The organism is Salinisphaera sp. G21_0 (genome assembly GCF_017744115.1).
In the GTDB taxonomy this organism is placed as follows: Bacteria; Pseudomonadota; Gammaproteobacteria; order Pseudomonadales; family Endozoicomonadaceae; genus Endozoicomonas.
Map to the genome: position 1 here is coordinate 20,831 of NZ_JAGHQW010000051.1, position 18,432 is coordinate 39,262.

Here is an 18,432-nt window from a genome sequence, read left to right on the forward strand (position 1 = left end):
CTTTATGGTTCTTCTTCTGGCCCGGGTTTTTCAAAGGCGACCGTCAACGTACCCAGCTTGATCCCCCATTTGCTCATGGTGGCGACATTCAGTAGTACGCCATCTTCCTGCAGGAACATCCAGTCATCAAAGGTCACCACCCACTCCCGGCCACGGATGGGCAGTCGCATCTGGTATTTGAAGTTAAAGGCATTGCCGGCACTGCGGCCAATGGCCTGGCCAACGATATCTCCGGCGGTTCCCAGGTACTGTCCATCACCCATAATGTTGACCTTCCAGATACGGGTTGACTCGTTACCATCGGAATAGATGAAGTGTTCATCCAGAGTCAGTACACCGTCTTTGACTTCTCCGGTCATCAACACCTTAAACCGTTGTTGAACATTGCCGAACCTGTCCTGAAACATGCCCCAGGCGACGGTTTCCCCAGCAAAGTAGTGTTCAATTTTCAGACTTGGTTCACTAGCTGCATAGTCTTCAATATTCATGGCTGAACACCCCGTCAGCATAACCGTCAATATAAAAAGCAGGGTCAGGAGCCAGGCTCGTCCCGACGTCCAATCTTTTATTGTTGTTAGCGCGACTCGCATGATGCGGACTCCAAAGGTTTGGTGAGTTTGTAGAGGCAAACATCAATACTCCTGAATTGGAAACCGGTCGTGCAGTAATCCAGGTAAAACTGCCACAGGCGTTTAAAGCGCTGATCAAATCCGAGCTGTTCAATGGCAGGCCAGGCCGAAAGAAAGAGCCGTTTCCATTCATCCAGCGTTCTTGCATAGTCGAGACCGAAAGAGAGGGAGTTGGTTATGGCCAGCCCGGCCTTTTTGGCCTGCTCTTTCATCACCCTGTCACTGGGCAGCATGCCGCCCGGGAAGATGTAGCGCTGAATAAAGTCAACACCGCGGCGATACTCCTCGAAACGGGCGTCATCAATCAGAATGGCCTGGATAACGGCGGAACCTCCGGGTTTCAGGCTGCGGTACAGTTTTTCAAAATAAACCGGCCAGTGCTCTTCACCCACGGCCTCAATCATTTCGATGGAAACGATACGGTCATACTGTTCATGGATATCCCGGTAATCCGTAAGACTGAACTGATGGGACTGGTTGTCCGACATCTGTTGTGCATAGGCCAGCTGTTCCTGCGACAGTGTTATCCCTTTGTAAGTGCCTTGGTGCCGCTGATTCAGTGCCCGGGCAAAGCCGCCCCAGCCACAGCCTATCTCAAGCAGGGAATGCCCCGGACGAAGCTCAAGCCAGTCGATAATAGTGTTGTACTTATTGCCCTGTGCGGTTTCCAGATCCTCATGCTCATCAAAATAGAGGGCACTTGAATAGGTCATGGTCGGGTCAAGCCATAGCTGGTAAAAGTCGTTGCCCAGGTCATAATGCGCGGCAATATTGCGACGGCTGCCGGAGCGGCTGTTACGGCGTATTTTGTGCAGCAACCGGTTAAACAGATTGCTGAACCAGTTGGCTGCCATCACCTCCTGCAGATTGTCTTCATTGGCCATGGCCCAGTCGGTCAGCGCTTTCAGGTCCGGAGTGCTCCAGTCGCCATTAATAAACGACTCTGACCAGCCCAGTAACCCCTGGCTGCCTTGCTGGATTAACCCCACCGGATTATGGATATGCAGACAGGGAATGGGGGTGCCTGACCGGAACTGCCCCACCATCACACTGTCGTTGCCATCAATGCGCAGCTCAATTTTGCTCACCCCCGCCTTGACCAATCGCTTTTCCAGCCAGGAGAGTACATTTCTCAGCGCAGGAAACCAGGGTTTGCTGGTGATCTCCGTGGAGCTGGTTGAGTTCATAGGTTCTTCCCCCTGTTCGCTGTATTGTTTTGTGAAAAATATTTTGCTTTCTCACCGTTCATCGCGGCGTAGGGCGCAAAATTTTTTTCTTTTGCTTTTGGCGTTTCTGCACGGGTATGGCTGAAAAAGAAATGTCTTGGTGTGTGTGAGTAAATCGATATGCCCTTTAGCCAGAGCCGCAAGGCTTCCCAATGGATGGCCGCCATGACTTTCACGGTTTGCAGTGGCAGCAGCATGGTCTGTTTTACGATAAAACGATCGGTGATGGCTTTGCGCAGCCCTTTGAACACGGCAGTGAACAGCTTGCCGCTGGCATCGTTCAGGTTAATGGCAAGAGTCACCTTTTCTTTGGGGGGCTGTATCCGGAAATGGTAATAGCAGTCCATGGGAAAGAAGGGGGAAACATGCAGTGCTTTATCGGCCTGTTGTTGAATGGTTCGTTGAACAACCTGCCTGCTATGCTCTATCAGTCGTTTATCGTCCGACTGCTTTTCAGGCTGCTTTCCAGACTCGACAGCCGCCACATAGGAGTGCCTTTCGCCAAAGGTATTGCTGACTTCATAAACGATGGCGGTCAGCTGTTGATCCCGATAGCAAAAGTACACCGCCAATGGATTAAAGGTATAGCCAAACATCCTTGGATAACAAAGTAAGCTGACGTTATCCGGTGTCTCAATATTATAGTCGTGAAGCAACCGGTTGATCTGTTCCCGCAACGGTGTCTCTGAGCCATCACCATGATCACGGGGGTAGAAAGACACAACATTAAACCGGTTAATGGAAAACAGGGTGAGCTGCTGATCCAACGCCTCAATGGTGTCCAGATCCAGCAACCAGGAAGCCACCTGATAAGAGAACCGATGCTTCTTCGGTTTGAACCGGTGGTGCATCAACTCACCAACATAAATAGAAGAACCTGAGGAAGACTCCATTCTCAAGATTCCTGCTGCTGAGGCTCAGAGGATTCAAGTTGCGTGCTGTCAACACCCGGGTCAAAAAAGCTGCGGCCAAACAGGTCCGGACGATGGAGCCGGTCATTTTCTCCTTTGACCTGCCAGGGGCGGCGAATGCCTCCAAGGCTCTCCGCGACAGCCAGGCCGGACTGTAGCCCATCTTCATGGAAACCATAGCCCATCCATGCACCGCAATACCAGGTGCGGTTTCTGCCCTGGAGCTTCCAGATTTTCTCCTGGGCTTCGATCGCGGCGCGATCAAACACAGGATGGTCATACAGGTAGCAACCATGAATCAGATCGGTGGCCGGCTCCTGCTGGGGATTCAGCGTGACAAACAGTGGCGGACCGTCGAGATGTTGCAGATTATTCATCCAGTAGGTAACCGCTGGCCCCTGCTCATTGCCGGGGTCTGATGTATGTGAACCCAGATAGTTCCAGCTGGCCCAGGCCTTTTTGTTGTCAGGCATCAGTCGTTCATCGCTGTGCAACAGAGCCTTGTTCCGTTGAAACGTAAAAGCGCCCAGCAAATGCTGTTCAAACTCGTCTGGCTCAGACAGCAGGCTGAGCGTCGTGTCAGCATGGCAGGCCATGACAACATGGTCAAAATGCCAGTCTTTACCCTGGAAATCGGTCAATTGAACCCGGTCAGAAAACCGTTTTATTTTGCGAATACAGCGATTGGTGAGCGCCGATGTGCCCAGATCATCAATAATCCGCTGCACATACTCCCGACTGCCTCCCTTCACGGTTTGCCACTGAGGACGATCCGACAGTTGCAGCAGGCCATGATTTGAGCAGAAGCGCAGAAAAGCCAAAGCCGGGTAGTCCAGCATTTTGTCAGCCGGTGTTGACCAGATAGCAGCGCCCATGGGAATCAGGTGATCATGAATGAACCGTTGACTGAAGCGCTCACGATGCAGTAGCTGGCCAAGGGTCAGGGAGGCATCTATGCCTTGTTCATGCTCAAGGCTGCCCATCCACTTTTCGCTGTTGCGATAGAAACGCAGGATATCAGCCAGCATCAGCCAGAACCCCGGACGGAGCAGGTTGCTCTTCTGGGCAAATAGCCCAGAAAGATCAGTACCAGCGTACTCAGTAGAGCCGTTGTTCAGAGAAACGGCAAAAGACATATCCGTAGGGACAAAAGGCACCTTAAGGTGTTTGAAAAAAGCGATCAGGTTTGGATAGGTTTTCTCATTAAAAACAATAAAGCCGGTATCGACGGGAATGGGCTTCTCATCGCCCACAGACACAGTGTGACTGTGGCCGCCAAAGCGATCATCCTTTTCGAATAAGGTAACGTTATGTTGTTTGGAAAGTAGCCAGGCGCAGGAGAGTCCGCTAATACCGGAACCGACGACAGCTATGTTCATTCCTTTTGTGGACACAAATGAGACTCCCTGTTGATTTTATTCGCTATAAAAAGGTTTGAGTGCCAATAAGTAATTCTTATCTACAAAAACCTTTCATCAGAGCAGTAACGTACTATGCAAAAAATTTACGAACAGAGTGGCGTAATGGTTCACCCATTTATATGGAAAATCAATCAATAATGCTTCAGCCACTGAAAAAAGGGAGCATGAGCGCAACCAGACAAGTGGAGCACAAAAACGCTCATTGGATTAAAACTTTGGGCGGGTCCGGGCCAGGTATAGAATTCTCAAGAAGAATATTTCCCGCTAAAGGCTATCCCCTGATCGTGCCCACCAGGCCATTACTGACGCTCTGAGCATGGTGGGCACGATTCTGGCGGGATCTCACAGTGGGTTGTTGGCACTCCTGATGTCAGGGATACCGGAGCGGCAAGTTCGGAATACATCAAAAACGAATTGCGTCCCTGGATGATTCAGGAAATTGAGAAAAAAGGCTTTGCCCCGGCAGAGGCGCAAGCCGTGGCGGATAACTTAACCCGGATATTTCATAAACTGCCCCGAATCTCGCGCACGACCACATGGATGTGGGAGGTAGGGCGACGCAGGATGCCAAAGCCGAGGACTTTGTCGCTCTAAGGGATTTTGTGAGGGAGCGTCGTACCGGGGAGTACGGTCGACTGAGCAAAACTCCCTTAGAGCGGCAAAGGACAAGCGAGAGCGGGAGCACGTTTATGAAATATCCGGGTTAATAAAAATATCCACCGGAAATGTGGATGAACTGCGCCAATCTGTCCGGATAAAAATCCCGGGAACGTAGAGAGCAATTAGCTCTTTCAAAAAATCTCGGAAGCGCACAGGCACCTGACTGAAGATTCAAATTTATTCAAACACCAGGCATTTTATTATTCAGTTTTGTTCTCAGCCTTTCGTACCAAGTTTAAACCTTAATTGTGTAAAACTAAAAATAATTGTGATTTTTGGGTTTCAGGTTTCAATTGAATGACTGTGTGAGTTTGCAATAAAACATCACTAGCCTCTTCAATCAAAAGACCTGCTATTAAAAAAAATTAAAATGAAAAAGCTATCTAAGTAAATAATTGAACTTTTCTTTGACCGAATAATCAAACTCGTCAGAAAAACTTTCAACAAGGAGCATTTATCATGAATTCACCACAATTTCCTACTCGGAGTCCGGCATTTTCGACACAGCCTCCAGAGGTATCAGGTTTCAATAAAGCACCATGCCTTAACGAGGGTGGGGGTGCAAATACGACAGTTGTAGTTTTTAATGGCAAAAATGTTAATAAATATGTTTTAAGTAATTTCTTCAAGGAAATGACGCAAGGGGGCATGAGGCAGCTCGCAGAGGATACTTGCGCTCAGGCTGCCAGAGTGCATGACAAATTCTGGAAAAGAGATAATCTTGTTAAAGACCTTGAGGCGTATGGATTGCCCGTAGACTGTAATCGCCGTGCACAATTAACGGATCGTAAGACCAGTGCAGTGATGAATGTTTTTCTAAAAGTAAAAGAAGAAAGCGAGAAAGCGATTGATCAGGGGGGGCGTGGCGATAATCTGGAGGTCGCGAAAGGTTTATGTGATCTTTTGAATGGCACAGATGTAAGAGTGGATGGGAAAATCCACACGCCCCATTTTGTTGACATGGAGTTCTTTGCTGGTGAAATGAACAAATGTCAACAGAAACTGGATGCCGCTCGCTCTGCCATTGGTAGCCTTGGGCAAGAGAGTCAGGGGGTAAATGAGCCGGGCTTGCCACCTGCTGAAAACCCGGCGTTTACCATGGAGGGAAAACCATTATTACCTCAGGGGAATGCTCCGACAATGACACCCTCAGCGCCACCGAACTACGACGTAGTTCAAGCTGAAAAGAGGTTAGCGGAATTGAACACTCAAATTGCTCTTTTACAGCAGGGAGTAACGCAGGATTTTCTAAGTCAATCTTTCCAGCACCAATTAAGTTTGGTTCAAATGGAAATAGTGAGACTTGGTTTTAACTTGCCGGTGAATCTACAGGAACAATACATTCAAGCTAAAGCCAATCTTGATGGCATCCAGCAACAACAGTTGGCCTTGCAAGAGGGGGGCAGGGTCATTGAGTTCCATGGCCAGATAGATGAGCTGAAACGGTCGTTGGCACAGAATGAGCCAAAAAACAAAACTGAAATAAAGGCACTGGAACGGAAAGTTAACGCGCTGGATGATCAGATTGGCAAGCTCAGTTCTCCAGAGTCCGGGTCCCATAAGGAAGAACTCAAGGAGCGATTGAGCGAGTTAAAGATCAGTATCAGTCAGCGGCTTTCAGTGGTTACTGCTTTCGAAACCCTGGCATGCCTGAAAAGTGACCTTGAGGGTTTTCAGTATCAACAATTACCAGCGGAAGTTAGTTCTTTTTCTGCCAAATGTGATGACCTTGATGAAATTGTCACAAAGCTTCCTTCTGGAGCGCAGCGAAATCAATTGATTAAGGAGTTCAGTATTCTTAAACAAAGTTTTTCTGAAATTCAGAAAAACGTCCAACAACATCATTTAATCACTCAGCTTGATAATGCTGAAAATATCATAAAAGTGATGGAATATGATGTTAGCGGTAGTCCTAAGTCGTATCAGGTTGAGCAGGCCAGAGCAGCATTGCTGGATGCCGAGTCGCTCTCTCTGAAAGAGGGTACAGATAATTGTTTTGCCAGGCTGAGTAATTTGAAGGAGAGGCTGAGTAAGTTTGAAAGCTCCGCAGCCGCTGCATCGGCAGCCGCTGCAACGGCAGCCGCTGCAACGGCAGCCGCTACAAAAATGCAATCTTCTGCCCGGGTAGATGCTAAGAAGGTTATCGAGCAAATTAATGAATTAATTAGAGACGCTGACGGTCGGTTAAGAGGTGAAGAAAAGAATCGTGAAGCCGTTAGTGGAATTCATCTTAATCAAACTCATATGGGTGAAGTTCAGTCGATTCTGGATGCGATCACTGAAAAAATACTCAATGAGTTGAATGGGGGGGATCTTCGTGATGAACGTGAACGATTGCAAAGTATGCGTTCGTCTTTGCTCGGCAGACTGAAAACGCTTCAGGGAGGAGGGGCAAGTAGCGGTCAATCCACTGCTGCCAGCGCTCAGCCTGTAAGTGGTAATCAGGATCACACCGAAGTAGAAAATATTAGAAAAGCGCTGGATTTTGCAGAAGCACCAATTGAAGCTTTAATCAGCAACCCGAATTCCTCTGCTAAAGATGATCTTATTACCAGGGCGAGAAGTCATCTGGAACAAGCAACACAGATGATTGGCAGGCTCACTGATAACGCACTCATACCTTTACGGACAGAGTTGTCAACCAGACTTGGCCGTTTGAATAAACAGTTAAATCTCATTGAATCAGGTGGGGGCCAGGGGCAGGTGACTCCAGCTGAGCCTCAACCTGAGGTTTTGCTGCAAAAAGGGGTCGCTGTGTTTAAAAAAGAGATGGATGAATTTGGCAAGAAGGGAACCGTTTCAAATGCGGGGTTTGCGGCGGCAGCAGGCAATATGTCCGCACTGTTAAGCAAATTTGCTCCATCACAATCCGCCAGTCAGTCTGTGCCGGGCAGCCATAACGTCCTCCAGCCAGTATTACCGCGTCCCCTGTTCAGGCAAAATACTCCCCTGCATGCAGGGCCTGCGATGACCAGACCTGTTCTTACAAATGGCGATAGCCTGGCGTTATTTGCCAGTGCGTTGAACTTCACGAACACGATCATATTTGATAACGGGTCCACGTCTACCGCCACTCTGGGCATCGAGCCTTCGTCTGAGAAGATCAAATCCCTTGTAACCAGCACAGATATTCCTTTTGGATCTCTGCCTTTCGATGTTAGGGAAAGAATGATAGAAGCTAATGATTGCGGCAATCACTGGCCGAAAAAGATCAAGCTTGTGCAGGTGTATGCTTTTGCTCCTGACGAGAGCGATTTTAACGGTGCCAGCTTTCGGGTGAGACTTGATAGCATTATGCCTGAGCACCATCGTCAAATATACATGCATAGCACTGTCGCACATAAATACAGCCCTCTGGGGGCAAATCTCCGGATGCCTGAAGGCTTAAAGCAAGGAAATCCTTTTTATGAGGCACGCTGGTCTTTAAATGAAAAACTGGACAGTAGAAATACAGTCAGTTTTGCCCATGGTTCAGGAAGGGATAATCATGGCAACCTGGAAGATATTGGCTTTACCCTGGTCGCACCAGTGCTCAAAGCTCTGGGTGCAAGCGCTGAAGAAGCGACATCCGCAGAAGCCGGTTTTGGTATCCCCTTCGGGATTGATTTGATGAAGCAGCCGCAAACCGTGATGAATGAGTTGCAGCATTACACAACGCCTTACCCAAGGCAGCGTTATTTTGGTTTTGAGGTGCCAGATGTCACTGATAGTGTGGTGCCTGATGGTGGTGCGCTGGATCCTGATGTCGTATCAGATTCAGAGTCCTTGGGTACCAGTGGAATAAATCCGCTGGCCCTTCATACAGAGAGCACGTATGGATTTTCTTCACGGATAGCGGCCAGCAAGATATTTGCAAAAGAGGTGGGTATCTTGTGGGTGAAAACGGTCACAGACTTACCAGATGTAAATAGTCCATATAGTCTGATGAACTGGGTGGAGAGTAATAAACCTGAGTTGAAAAATCTGCGTCTCCCGCAATTGTTATAGAACGTCTGACGCATGGGTTCAGGAGCAGTTGCCGTGTAGGGCAGTCTATTCTCGGACAGCCTCCTAGGGGAAGCGTGTTGAATCAGGAAACCTGTTTGGTGACGAGCAGGAATCCCCCTCCTTCAGAGAGGGGAGGATGTCAACAAAACAGGAGTCGGCGCAGGATGTACCGGCGATTAGCAGGGATGGTTTTCAGCCTGGTGTGCGGGCCAGTACAGGCAGGCTTGCTGGATGCATTCAACGGAAAAAAGCAGACCCCGCCGGAGGTGAAACCCTTCGAGCTGCCAACCTTCACCGGCGAAAAAGTGGATTACCAGGGCTACATGAACCCGCTGGAACCGGCCCCGGTGCTGGACAGTGACGGGATCTTCCAGCAGGCCGTCAATTGTTACCCGGAGCCGACCAGGTTCAATGTGGAGCTGAACCTGGAGGCCGGGTTGCGCTCTCGGGGCGTGGTAACCCGCCGACAACACTATCATCGGGAAGGAGTACATTGGCATTGTGGCCAGTAGGCCGCTGTTTTCCGCCACGGAGATGAATCGGAAGTATCTTCGCCGTAAAGCCACGTCAGAGCTTATAGGGCTACTTTATAACGGCCATCGCTACCCGTAGAAATCATCCTCTACAGGGTCTTAGAAACCCGCTTACAGGTGCGTGTAAAAAAGGGCATAGTTATTACGGATGAGCAGGTCGCGTTTATGGAAAAGCTGCTGGGTGCGCACAAAACGCTGATCCAGGCGGAAGCGGACATTACCACGGCCCGGTAAGGCATTACCGGGCAGTGCTCGGATGATAAACGGCCATTGCTCAATGCCTGGCTGAAACAGTTAGCGGCGTTGCCAGTACTGGACCCCGTCACAGAACCTCTCCTGGAAAAGGATATTCCCAGTGAACCCCACAACAGCAGCGACGGAAGCAACGACACAGGCCATTGAGCGCTACCTGGCGGACAACCCCGGCAATGAGCCACTGAACGCCCTTGGCATGACGGCGGACGGTCGGATTGTGCGGCTGGCAGAGCAGGATGAACAGCTGCGCCCGGCACTGCAGCAGGCCCTTGAACGCCAGCTTGAGGCGCTGATCCCCCCCAGGGAGGACAAGGCTTTGTGGGACTGGATTGTTGAGGACACGGCCACCATGGAATACCAAACCCTGGAAAACGTCTATGCCGACATCCGGAGAGACCGCAAGATACGGGAAAAATTGCAGGATACACTCAGCAAACAGGCCGACAAGCTGGAAAAAATGCATGCCTTGACGACAACGACTGATTACTACGGCCAGACACGCACCTGTGGGGAAGGGAACACCAACGGACACCCCTGGAAATACCGCTTTTGCAATGAATTTACCCAGAAACACTGGAAGTTCAAGAACAACCTGAAGGAAGGCAACATTAACCCGCACGAATTCTATATGAGCACGGTGATTGTCTGGCAGTACCTATGGGCTTTTGAAAAAAAGGGTTGGCTATTGGAATTGCCAAGCACCATTGAGCGATGCAGCATTACGAACCCGGACACCAATAAAGTGCTGATCGATCATCGGGCGGACTACGGTAGCGAGGCCTTTTGCAAAGCGTTCCTGGAAACGACGGACAACGGCAAAAGCACCGCCAGGGTGGCACAAGCGCTGGGCCTGAGGATTGACCGCCTTGCCGTGCTGTATATGGGCAAAGAAACCGGCAGCATCGATGAACCGCTTGAGTATGACCCGGATTATGAGCCGTTTTCCGTGGTTGTGCACGTGAGCCCGGACCCGGCGGTGTACGGCGCACCATGAAGTGGGTGAACCATGTACTGATCGCCGGGGCGGGCACTGCCCAATGTCTGGTTGAAACAGGTAGCGGCGTTGCCGGTACTGGACCCCGTCACAGAACCACACCCGAAAAAGGATATTCCAGTGAAGCCCACAACAGCAGCGACGGAAGCAACGACACAGGCCATTGAGCGCTACCTGGCGGACAACCCCGGCAATGAGCCACTGAACGCCCTTGGCATGACGGCGGACGGTCGGATTGTGCGGCTGGCAGAGCAGGAGGAGGGCCAGCGGCCAGAAATGCGCCGGGTGTTTGAACACCAGCTTGGGTCCCTGATGCCCCAGATAGACGAGACGAACCGGGACCGGATGAACCAGAACATACTAAGCACTGATGTACAAACCCTGAGGGATTATCAGGAGAGGATCTGGTGGGACTGGCAGATCCGAAACCGGCTATCCGTCTTGAAGACTCAGTATGCCGATCAATTTGCCGCCATGAATGAGCTGACCAATACGACGTTTGATCCTTTGGGAGGGATCGAGACCAGTGGTAGCGGGGTGCTTGAGAATGATATCCCGTGGATTTTGGACTTTAGCAATGTAATTACCCGGACGCACTGGAAATTCATACATAATTTCAAATTAGGCAATGCGGTCGCCAATTCTTTTTTCATGAGTAACGTGATTGTTCACCAGTTTGAAGAGACTTTTCACCGCAATGACTGGCCATTGAATCTGCCGACAATCATAGAACGGTGCAGGATCAAAAATGATCAAACCATCGATGTCTTGCGCCAGCACAAATGGAATTACCGCACCAACGCCTTCCGACAAGCCTTTCTGGAAACCACTGTGAACGGCAAGAGCACAGAAAGAGTGGCGCAGGACCTGGGGCTAACTATTGGCTGCCTGGACGTTTTTTATAACTCCGAGCCAGTTGAGAGGATTGATGAAGAGTTTACCATCCCACAGGCCTCAGGAAAGTTTAATGTGCAAGTCCATGTCAGCCCGGACCCGGCGGTGTACGGCTCACCATGAAGTGGGTGAACCATGTACTGATCGCCGGGTCGGTCACGGCTGTCTATGACCTGCGGCTGGTGCCGCCGACCATTATCGGGGCCACTACGCCGGACTGGATGGAGTGGGTGCTAAAGTTTGTTGGCAGGCCGGTAAAGCACCGGACGGTGACCCACTATCTGAGCGTGTGGAGCCTGGCCTGGATTGCGGCCCTGTTCCTGTTGCTGGAGGTGTGCCCCATATACTGGCGGATGGATGACAGTTTCCGGTGTGCCGTTGTCGCCTTATTCTGACTGCCGCTGCCATTTGCTCGGCAGCCGATTCCGGGACCGGGGAACCGGTGGAATACGGGATCAGCGCCTGTGTGGTGTTTGTGTGCATTGGTTTGATGGACCTGATGCCCAGTGGTAGCTGGGTGCCGTTTTTTTATGACTGGGCGGGGTATTATGAGAGTGGCGTGATTGATGGGTATGAGTGGCGGGTGAACCGTTTCAGGATTTTTTGAAAGGGATGACAACAATGAAGCCTTTACACGGAAATGGGAGCCAACGGTCGGCAAGTTCTGAGCTGCAAGCACAGAAAACCCTGAAAAGGCCAGGCATGGTCAACGAGCTGTGCAAACCCGGCCATTTGCAAACTGGCTGACAAGAGTATGGGAGTATTTCTTCACGGACAAAGACGTACAGGACAGACAGGCAAAAACACCCAGCGAGCCACTGGTCTACCACCATTTCCGGCAAGTCGATTGTGGTGCAAACGGACTGGTTGATCTGGCTTACCGAATAGAGCGGACAGCCTCCTGGGAGGCTGACCGAGAATAGACTGCCCTACTGCGGTGGCAGCAAATTGGTCTAAAAAGTCGGAAATTTTTAGCAAATAGAACCACTATTCACTAAAAATTTCCGACTTTTTATCCTCAATTTTCTGCCATCCTCGCTACGGGCGCTATTCTCGGACAGCCTCCCGGGGAAAGCGTGTTGAATCAGGAAACCTGTTTGGTGACGAGCAGGAATACCCTTCCTTCAGGGAGGGGAGGATGTCAACAAACCTGGCAGGATGCATCACCTAAACGGGTGGAGATATAAGCGTCAAGCGTTAATGAAGCAGATCCTCAGAGAAACGCTATTTTCTGTTGAGGAAAAGCTACGCAGGGCTTTTAATAGAGGTACTATGCAGAACAGTGGCTGTATTCACCGTAAAGGATCCTTATTGGCACTTTTTACGTATAACCACTTATGTATAAGAAATTTAAAGAACTATGGCACATCTTCGGCTTGTTGAAACCTCTATGGAATTCAAACCTGATCGGGTAGCGCAAAAGCAGGACTTCAGGCACGTTCTTGTTGATCTGGCGAAAAGTCGCGATAAACAGCTGTTTATGCAGATTTACGACTATTTCGCCCCGCGGCTGAAAAGCTTTCTGGTCAGGAAAGGGGCTAATGAAGAACTGGCTGAAGAGCTGGTTCAGGAAACCCTGTTATCGGTATGGCGCAAGACTTCCAGCTATGATCCGGCAAAAGCAACAGCGTCCACATGGATTTTTCGTATCGCCAGAAATCTATGGATCGATCGGCTTCGTAAAGAGAAGCCTGACATGCTTTCCCCGCTGAACAGTTATCCCGAGGCAGGTTACACACCCAGCATGGCGGCCTGTGATTCAGGGCGATTAAAAGATGCCCTGGGTGCCCTGCCTCAGCAACAGGCTCAATTGGTTTATAAAGTGTATTACGAAGGAAAATCCCATCGAGAAATCGCCGAAGATATGGACATGCCCATTGGCAGTGTCAAGTCTGGCCTCAGGCTCGCATTTGATAAATTACGGGTTCGCATTGGAGGTGGGTCATGAACTGCAATCACCACCCCGATGACAGCACCCTGCTCAGCTACGGTGCCTGCAGCCTGCCGGACGCACTGTCCATGGTCGTTGCCTGTCATCTGGCAGTTTGTGACCACTGTCATGACAAGGTTGCGGACGCTGAGCTGATCGGCCTTGGGCTGATGGAGCAGGAACCGTTGAAATCCATATCCAAAAGCTCCCGGGATTCGATGCTGGCCATGTTGGACGAACCGGTCGACGAGGCATATTTCGAGACCCGCTCAATACCAGACGATCAAACTGACGGCGATATTCCGGCTCCTCTGCGCCCGATGATTGGCCAATGGTTCAGTGATCTCCACTGGCGTACCATGGCTCCTGGCATGAAGCAGTTTATTCTGCCAGCTTCCCGGGGCAAACTGCGACTGCTGAAAATTTCCCCGGGCACCTTCATGCCGTCCCACGGCCATAGTGGCTCTGAACTCACCCTGGTCCTTAAGGGTTCCTATAGCGATGAACTGGGGCGCTTCTCTGTGGGCGATGTGGCGGATGTTGACCCGGATATCACCCATCAGCCGGTTGCCGATACCCATGAAGGCTGTATCTGTCTTATTGCAACGGATGGCCCTCTCCGCTTCAAAGGTCTGGTTCCCCGGCTGTTGCAGCCCTTTTTTCAGCTATAAAAGCTGCAAGTCAGGTCTTTAGCAAGATTTTTTGCTATTGACCTGAACTTTTATCTCGTCGAACCTGTCAAAAAGTCATTAGTGTAATTCCAGAGAGATTGTTTCATGACGCTTACTGCCCTCGTCGTAGTTGCTCTAGCTTCACTGCTGTCGTTTGCAATGGCGTGGTTCGTCTGCCGACAGACCCAGCACAGCCTTCGGTTGCAAATGGAACGGGAGGTGGATGCCCAGCATCTGCAGATTGCCCAGCTGACAGAGCAGAAAGCCGATTTGCAGGACGAGCTGACGGAACAGGGCGTGGTTATGCAGGAACAGCTGGACGCTGGCAAAGCCCTTCTGCATCAGGAGACGTCACGTCTCAACGAGCTGGCCCATCAGCATCAGGTGAAGGTCGGGCGGCTGGAGGCCATGCTGATTTCAGAGCGCAAGCGTGAAGCAGAAAAAAACAGGGATCTTCAGGATCGGGTGAAAGAGCTGGCTGCTGAGCGCTCTGGCCGGAGCCAGGCTGAACAGCGGGTAAAGGAGCTTGAAACCCGCCTTGAAGAACAACAGGCGCAGAACCAGAAAGCCCTGATGCAGCTTCAGGAAAACAAGGAAGCCCTCAAGCAGGAGTTCAAGCACCTGGCCCACGAAATCTTTGAAGCCAGGGGAAAAGTGCTCTCTGATCAGCACCATGAGCAGCTGCATTCGCTGCTGGCACCGTTCAGGGAGCAGCTGGGTGAATTCCGTAACAAGGTTGAAGAGGCTCACCGTGAAGACAGTGCCAGCCGGGCGGCTTTGAAACAGCAGCTGGAAACCATGCATCAACTCAATCGCAAGATGACCGACGATGCCGAGAACCTGGCAAAGGCACTCAAGGGTGACAAGAAACTCCAGGGCAACTGGGGTGAAATGCAGGTTGAGACCATTCTTGACAGCAGTGGCCTGATCAAAGGGCAGGAATACCAGCGGGAACCCAACTTCAGGGATGAAGATGGCCAGAACAAGCGGCCTGACTTTATTGTCCACCTGCCTGAAGGCAAACATCTGATTATCGACTCCAAGGTGTCGTTGGTGGACTACATGGCGTATGTCAACGCTGAGACCGATGCTGACCGTGATGCTGCCATGGCCCGCCATATCCAGAGCATCCGCAACCATATCAACAGCCTGAACCAGAAAGACTATCCGAGCCTGCCGGAAATAAAGGCCCCTGATTTTGTCTTTATGTTCATGCCGGTAGAGCCGGCATTTATCTCGGCCTTCCAGTATGAACAGAAGTTGTTTAATGATGCCTTTGAGAAACGCATCGTGGTTGTCACACCCACTACCCTGCTGGCCACCCTGCGCACCGTTGCCAATCTGTGGACCATTGAGCGGCAAAATGCCAACACCCGCAAGCTGGCTGACAAAGGCCGCCAGGTGTACGACAAACTTCGTGTTTTTGTTGAGAAGATGGAGAAGCTGGATATCCAGCTCGGCAATGCCCGCATCACTTACGATGATGCCATGGGCACACTGAAGCACGGTCGTGGAAACCTGATAGCCCAGGCGGATCAGTTTCTGGCACTGGGGGTTCGGGTCAAGAAGGAATTGCCCGCCAAGACTCTGGAAACAGCCGACCTGGAGCCACTGGAAGCAGAAGAGTTATTAGCACTTGAGGCGGAGGCACCGTCATCCCTTGCGCCGGTTGATGAAATGACTGCCCCTCAGGAGGCCGTGCCCTCTGTGCAAGAGTCTGCACCTGACACCGCAGAGGCCTCCACTTTCACAGACACCACTGAACAGGCGAGCACACCAGCAGAAGCCGTCGAGGATGAACCGGTATCCACGCCCGTTGTGGATAACCCGGTATCAGATGAAGCGGAACGTTATCCACAGGCTGAAACGGATGTAGCTGCTGACCGGGCTCCTGACAATACAGAGCAGCCTGATGCCCATCATCAGAACCATAGCTCACCTGATCTGGCTTCACTGGAGGCAAGGCCCGGTCCGGAATTTGCCCGGGCTACTGACAGCCTGCACCAGACGGATCTTCCCACTGAAGACAGTACCGTTTTGGATGAAGGTGAACTCCCGACTGCGCCGGACTTTTCTGTGCTGGAGTCCAAGCTTTCAGAACTGGGCATTGACATGCCTTCGCCTGAAGAGGAGCTACCATCTCTTGAAGCTGAACTGGCAAGGCTGGAGCAGGAGAATCCTGAATATTCCTGGCCAGACTATGAGCAGCAGTTCCGGTCAGAAGATAATCTATAGATTGCGTATTTCTACCCAGGTTGCCGCAGTTGAAATTTCAGTCAGCTGGTGGCCTGTTGGTACTACATTCAACAATCTCCTGCCATTCCCGAATCACAGTTGGTTCGGGAATAGTGCATTCAGAATAAACCGGTAGCGGCTAGCCATGGGGCGATACCGCTTATGAGTCAGGTAAATGGTTTCATACACAGCAGTACTCATATTCAGGATGCTGATCGCCTGTTGCTGGTGAAAAGCCTTCACCATGGACTCTGGCAAAACGGTAAAGCCATTACCCGCTGCCACCGGCTCAAGAATCAGGTTGATCTGGTTAACCCCCCCTTTTACCGGAAACTCAGAAAGATGCCGGAATTGAGCATAGTTTGATCTGAGCACCGAGGAAATATGATGGCTGGCATCGGGATGCATAATGACACCCAGCTGGCATAGTTCACGATAGTCGGCATTACGAAAACGAGCGGGTACTACGAGCAGCAATTGCTCCCGGTCGATAGGGCAGGTGACCAGTTCCGGCTCATCGGTCTGATGGGTAATCAGGCCAAGGTCAATGGTATTGTTCATCAGTTCTGACACGATCCTGTGGTTTGGAGCCACCTCATACTGCATCATCAGTTGTGGATATTGCTGCTGCAGGGCACATAGCTGAGGGTAAAGCCTCATGGCCAGCGCTCCCGGACTACTGAGCCGACATGTCCCTTCATAAGGGTTGTCCTCTTTCAGGGACTCTTTCAACTGTTCTTCACTGACGACCAGTTTCTGGGCAAAACGAAGCACCTTTTCTCCTTCCGGTGTCAGCTCAAAGCCTTTTTCATTGCGGTTAATCAACGTGGCCTGGTAATACGATTCCAGTTTGCGGATATGCTGACTGACACCCGGCTGCGTCATATGCAGCAAGTCGGCGGTGCGAGTGAAATGCTTCTGCTCAACCAGGGTAATAAAGGTCTTTAGCCAGAGGGGATTTACCATAACGGAATATTATCAACAGGATCAAAAAAGATAATTTTTTGTTGCCAGAATAAGCTTATAAACTGATGTCATTGCTGTTGAGGTAGAAGACAATGACAGACCGAGTATACCCAAGAACCTTTTCTCATATCGGTATTTCTGTTCCGGATTTGGACAAGGCTGTCAAGTTTTACACAGAAGTGCTGGGCTGGTACCTGATTATGGAACCCACCACGATTGTAGAAGACGATAGTGCAATTGGTGAAATGTGCACCGATGTGTTTGGTGCCGGATGGCAGCACTTCCGCATTGCTCACTTATCCACAGGTGACAAGATCGGTGTTGAAATCTTCGAGTTTAAAAACCAGGAAAACCCTGAAAATAACTTCGAATACTGGAAAACCGGTATTTTCCACTTCTGCGTGCAGGATCCGGATGTCGAAGGCCTGGCAGAAAAGATTGTGGCCGCAGGAGGAAAGCGGCGTATGGCAAAACCACGGTTCTACTACCCCGGTGAAAAACCATACCGCATGATCTACATGGAAGACCCGTTTGGTAACATCCTGGAGATCTACAGCCACAGCTATGAGTTGACCTACTCAGCGGGTGCCTACAACTGAGCCGGAAAGGGATACCAGGCCTGCAAGCCATAAGATGCAGTGTTTACCAAGATGCTCCAGCGGCACAGGCCGGTGGGGCTGGCTCTGTATTTTCAGCAAAGAGGCTATCGTGTCCGGGCAAAATGTCTGGTCTTAATCGCTTTCGGTAATTTTTTTGTTGGTAGGTATATATTCTTTTTGCCTTTGAGAGGAAGGTGATATAAAGTACGCCACCTGTTCGGGGCGATAAACGTTTTGAGCAAATGGTGAGGTGTCCGAGTGGCTGAAGGAGCACGCCTGGAAAGTGTGTGTACGTTAATCGCGTACCGAGGGTTCGAATCCCTCCCTCACCGCCATATACCTTTCTCTACCTCCTTGATTTTCTCTCCTTTTATTCTATAAGCTTGTTTCAGGTTTCAGTTCTGTACGATAAGTGTTTTCACAAAACCTGATGATCTGAAATCACTGATTTGAAACTTGAGTTTAAAGTTAACTTTTCTCTGCACACTCCGAGAATTCCACATTGCATTGGTTTAGTTAAT

Annotated in this window: 15 protein-coding genes and 1 tRNA gene; 11 read left to right on the forward strand and 5 right to left on the reverse strand. The window is 50.5% G+C overall.

The window, feature by feature from the left end; translation table 11 throughout:
• Window positions 1-2: 2 nt before the first annotated feature.
• The 4 genes from J7439_RS19910 to J7439_RS19925 are packed head-to-tail and all read right to left on the reverse strand — an operon-like array spanning window position 3 to window position 4,145.
• Window positions 3-590, reverse strand: a complete 588-nt coding sequence (locus J7439_RS19910; RefSeq protein WP_353623090.1) for a DUF3833 domain-containing protein — start codon at window positions 588-590, stop codon at window positions 3-5.
• On the reverse strand, window positions 575-1,816 hold the full coding sequence (locus J7439_RS19915; RefSeq protein ID WP_209203703.1) for an SAM-dependent methyltransferase: 1,242 nt from the start codon (window positions 1,814-1,816) through the stop codon (window positions 575-577). The genes J7439_RS19910 and J7439_RS19915 overlap by 16 nt, the downstream gene beginning before the upstream one ends.
• Complete coding sequence (locus J7439_RS19920) at window positions 1,813-2,748, reverse strand: DUF1365 domain-containing protein (protein WP_209203704.1); 936 nt, start codon at window positions 2,746-2,748, stop codon at window positions 1,813-1,815. The genes J7439_RS19915 and J7439_RS19920 overlap by 4 nt, the downstream gene beginning before the upstream one ends.
• A gap of 2 nt (window positions 2,749-2,750) precedes the next feature.
• On the reverse strand, window positions 2,751-4,145 hold the full coding sequence (locus J7439_RS19925) for an NAD(P)/FAD-dependent oxidoreductase (RefSeq protein ID WP_286198449.1): 1,395 nt from the start codon (window positions 4,143-4,145) through the stop codon (window positions 2,751-2,753).
• Window positions 4,146-5,306: 1,161 nt separating this feature from the next.
• On the opposite strand from J7439_RS19925, the gene J7439_RS19930 reads away from it, so the two are divergent.
• From J7439_RS19930 to J7439_RS19970, 9 genes are all read left to right on the forward strand, one after another.
• Window positions 5,307-8,834 carry a coiled-coil domain-containing protein gene (locus J7439_RS19930; RefSeq protein WP_209203706.1) on the forward strand — a complete coding sequence of 1,176 codons (3,528 nt, stop codon included), beginning with the start codon at window positions 5,307-5,309 and terminating at the stop codon, window positions 8,832-8,834.
• A gap of 200 nt (window positions 8,835-9,034) precedes the next feature.
• Window positions 9,035-9,346, forward strand: a complete 312-nt coding sequence (locus tag J7439_RS19935) for a hypothetical protein (RefSeq protein WP_209203707.1) — start codon at window positions 9,035-9,037, stop codon at window positions 9,344-9,346.
• A 376-nt stretch (window positions 9,347-9,722) separates the two neighbouring features.
• On the forward strand, window positions 9,723-10,616 hold the full coding sequence (locus J7439_RS19940) for a hypothetical protein (protein ID WP_209203708.1): 894 nt from the start codon (window positions 9,723-9,725) through the stop codon (window positions 10,614-10,616).
• Window positions 10,617-10,667: 51 nt separating this feature from the next.
• Entirely contained in the window at window positions 10,668-11,633 is a 966-nt protein-coding gene (locus J7439_RS19945; protein WP_209203709.1) for a hypothetical protein, read from the forward strand.
• Window positions 11,630-11,905, forward strand: a complete 276-nt coding sequence (locus J7439_RS19950; protein WP_209203710.1) for a hypothetical protein — start codon at window positions 11,630-11,632, stop codon at window positions 11,903-11,905. The genes J7439_RS19945 and J7439_RS19950 overlap by 4 nt, the downstream gene beginning before the upstream one ends.
• Window positions 11,906-11,952: 47 nt before the next feature.
• Entirely contained in the window at window positions 11,953-12,117 is a 165-nt protein-coding gene (locus J7439_RS19955) for a hypothetical protein (protein ID WP_209203711.1), read from the forward strand.
• A 783-nt stretch (window positions 12,118-12,900) separates the two neighbouring features.
• Window positions 12,901-13,458 carry a sigma-70 family RNA polymerase sigma factor gene (locus J7439_RS19960; protein ID WP_209203712.1) on the forward strand — a complete coding sequence of 186 codons (558 nt, stop codon included), beginning with the start codon at window positions 12,901-12,903 and terminating at the stop codon, window positions 13,456-13,458.
• Window positions 13,455-14,111 carry a ChrR family anti-sigma-E factor gene (locus J7439_RS19965; protein ID WP_209203713.1) on the forward strand — a complete coding sequence of 219 codons (657 nt, stop codon included), beginning with the start codon at window positions 13,455-13,457 and terminating at the stop codon, window positions 14,109-14,111. Before J7439_RS19960 ends, J7439_RS19965 begins: the two co-directional genes overlap by 4 nt.
• Before the next feature lie 105 nt (window positions 14,112-14,216).
• On the forward strand, window positions 14,217-16,346 hold the full coding sequence (locus tag J7439_RS19970) for a DNA recombination protein RmuC (RefSeq protein ID WP_209203714.1): 2,130 nt from the start codon (window positions 14,217-14,219) through the stop codon (window positions 16,344-16,346).
• A gap of 93 nt (window positions 16,347-16,439) precedes the next feature.
• Here J7439_RS19970 and J7439_RS19975 read toward each other — a convergent pair whose 3' ends face one another.
• The gene (locus J7439_RS19975) at window positions 16,440-17,312 is read right to left on the reverse strand and encodes a LysR family transcriptional regulator (RefSeq protein ID WP_209203715.1); all 873 of its coding nucleotides are present in this window, start codon (window positions 17,310-17,312) and stop codon (window positions 16,440-16,442) included.
• A gap of 92 nt (window positions 17,313-17,404) precedes the next feature.
• On the opposite strand from J7439_RS19975, the gene J7439_RS19980 reads away from it, so the two are divergent.
• On the forward strand, window positions 17,405-17,911 hold the full coding sequence (locus J7439_RS19980) for a lactoylglutathione lyase family protein (RefSeq protein ID WP_209203716.1): 507 nt from the start codon (window positions 17,405-17,407) through the stop codon (window positions 17,909-17,911).
• 244 nt (window positions 17,912-18,155) lie between these two features.
• A tRNA-Ser gene (locus J7439_RS19985) sits at window positions 18,156-18,246 on the forward strand.
• Window positions 18,247-18,432: the final 186 nt, after the last annotated feature.

Excerpts from the sequence above, each read along its gene's own strand:
- J7439_RS19910 (WP_353623090.1), bottom strand. The coding sequence starts at position 590 with ATGCGAGTCGCGCTAACAACAATAAAAGATTGGACGTCGGGACGAGCC.
- J7439_RS19915 (WP_209203703.1), bottom strand. The coding sequence starts at position 1,816 with ATGAACTCAACCAGCTCCACGGAGATCACCAGCAAACCCTGGTTTCCT.
- J7439_RS19920 (WP_209203704.1), bottom strand. The coding sequence starts at position 2,748 with ATGGAGTCTTCCTCAGGTTCTTCTATTTATGTTGGTGAGTTGATGCAC.
- J7439_RS19925 (WP_286198449.1), bottom strand. The coding sequence starts at position 4,145 with ATGAACATAGCTGTCGTCGGTTCCGGTATTAGCGGACTCTCCTGCGCC.
- J7439_RS19930 (WP_209203706.1), top strand. The coding sequence starts at position 5,307 with ATGAATTCACCACAATTTCCTACTCGGAGTCCGGCATTTTCGACACAG.
- J7439_RS19950 (WP_209203710.1), top strand. The coding sequence starts at position 11,630 with ATGAAGTGGGTGAACCATGTACTGATCGCCGGGTCGGTCACGGCTGTC.
- J7439_RS19960 (WP_209203712.1), top strand. The coding sequence starts at position 12,901 with ATGGAATTCAAACCTGATCGGGTAGCGCAAAAGCAGGACTTCAGGCAC.
- J7439_RS19965 (WP_209203713.1), top strand. The coding sequence starts at position 13,455 with ATGAACTGCAATCACCACCCCGATGACAGCACCCTGCTCAGCTACGGT.
- J7439_RS19970 (WP_209203714.1), top strand. The coding sequence starts at position 14,217 with ATGACGCTTACTGCCCTCGTCGTAGTTGCTCTAGCTTCACTGCTGTCG.
- J7439_RS19975 (WP_209203715.1), bottom strand. The coding sequence starts at position 17,312 with ATGGTAAATCCCCTCTGGCTAAAGACCTTTATTACCCTGGTTGAGCAG.
- J7439_RS19980 (WP_209203716.1), top strand. The coding sequence starts at position 17,405 with ATGACAGACCGAGTATACCCAAGAACCTTTTCTCATATCGGTATTTCT.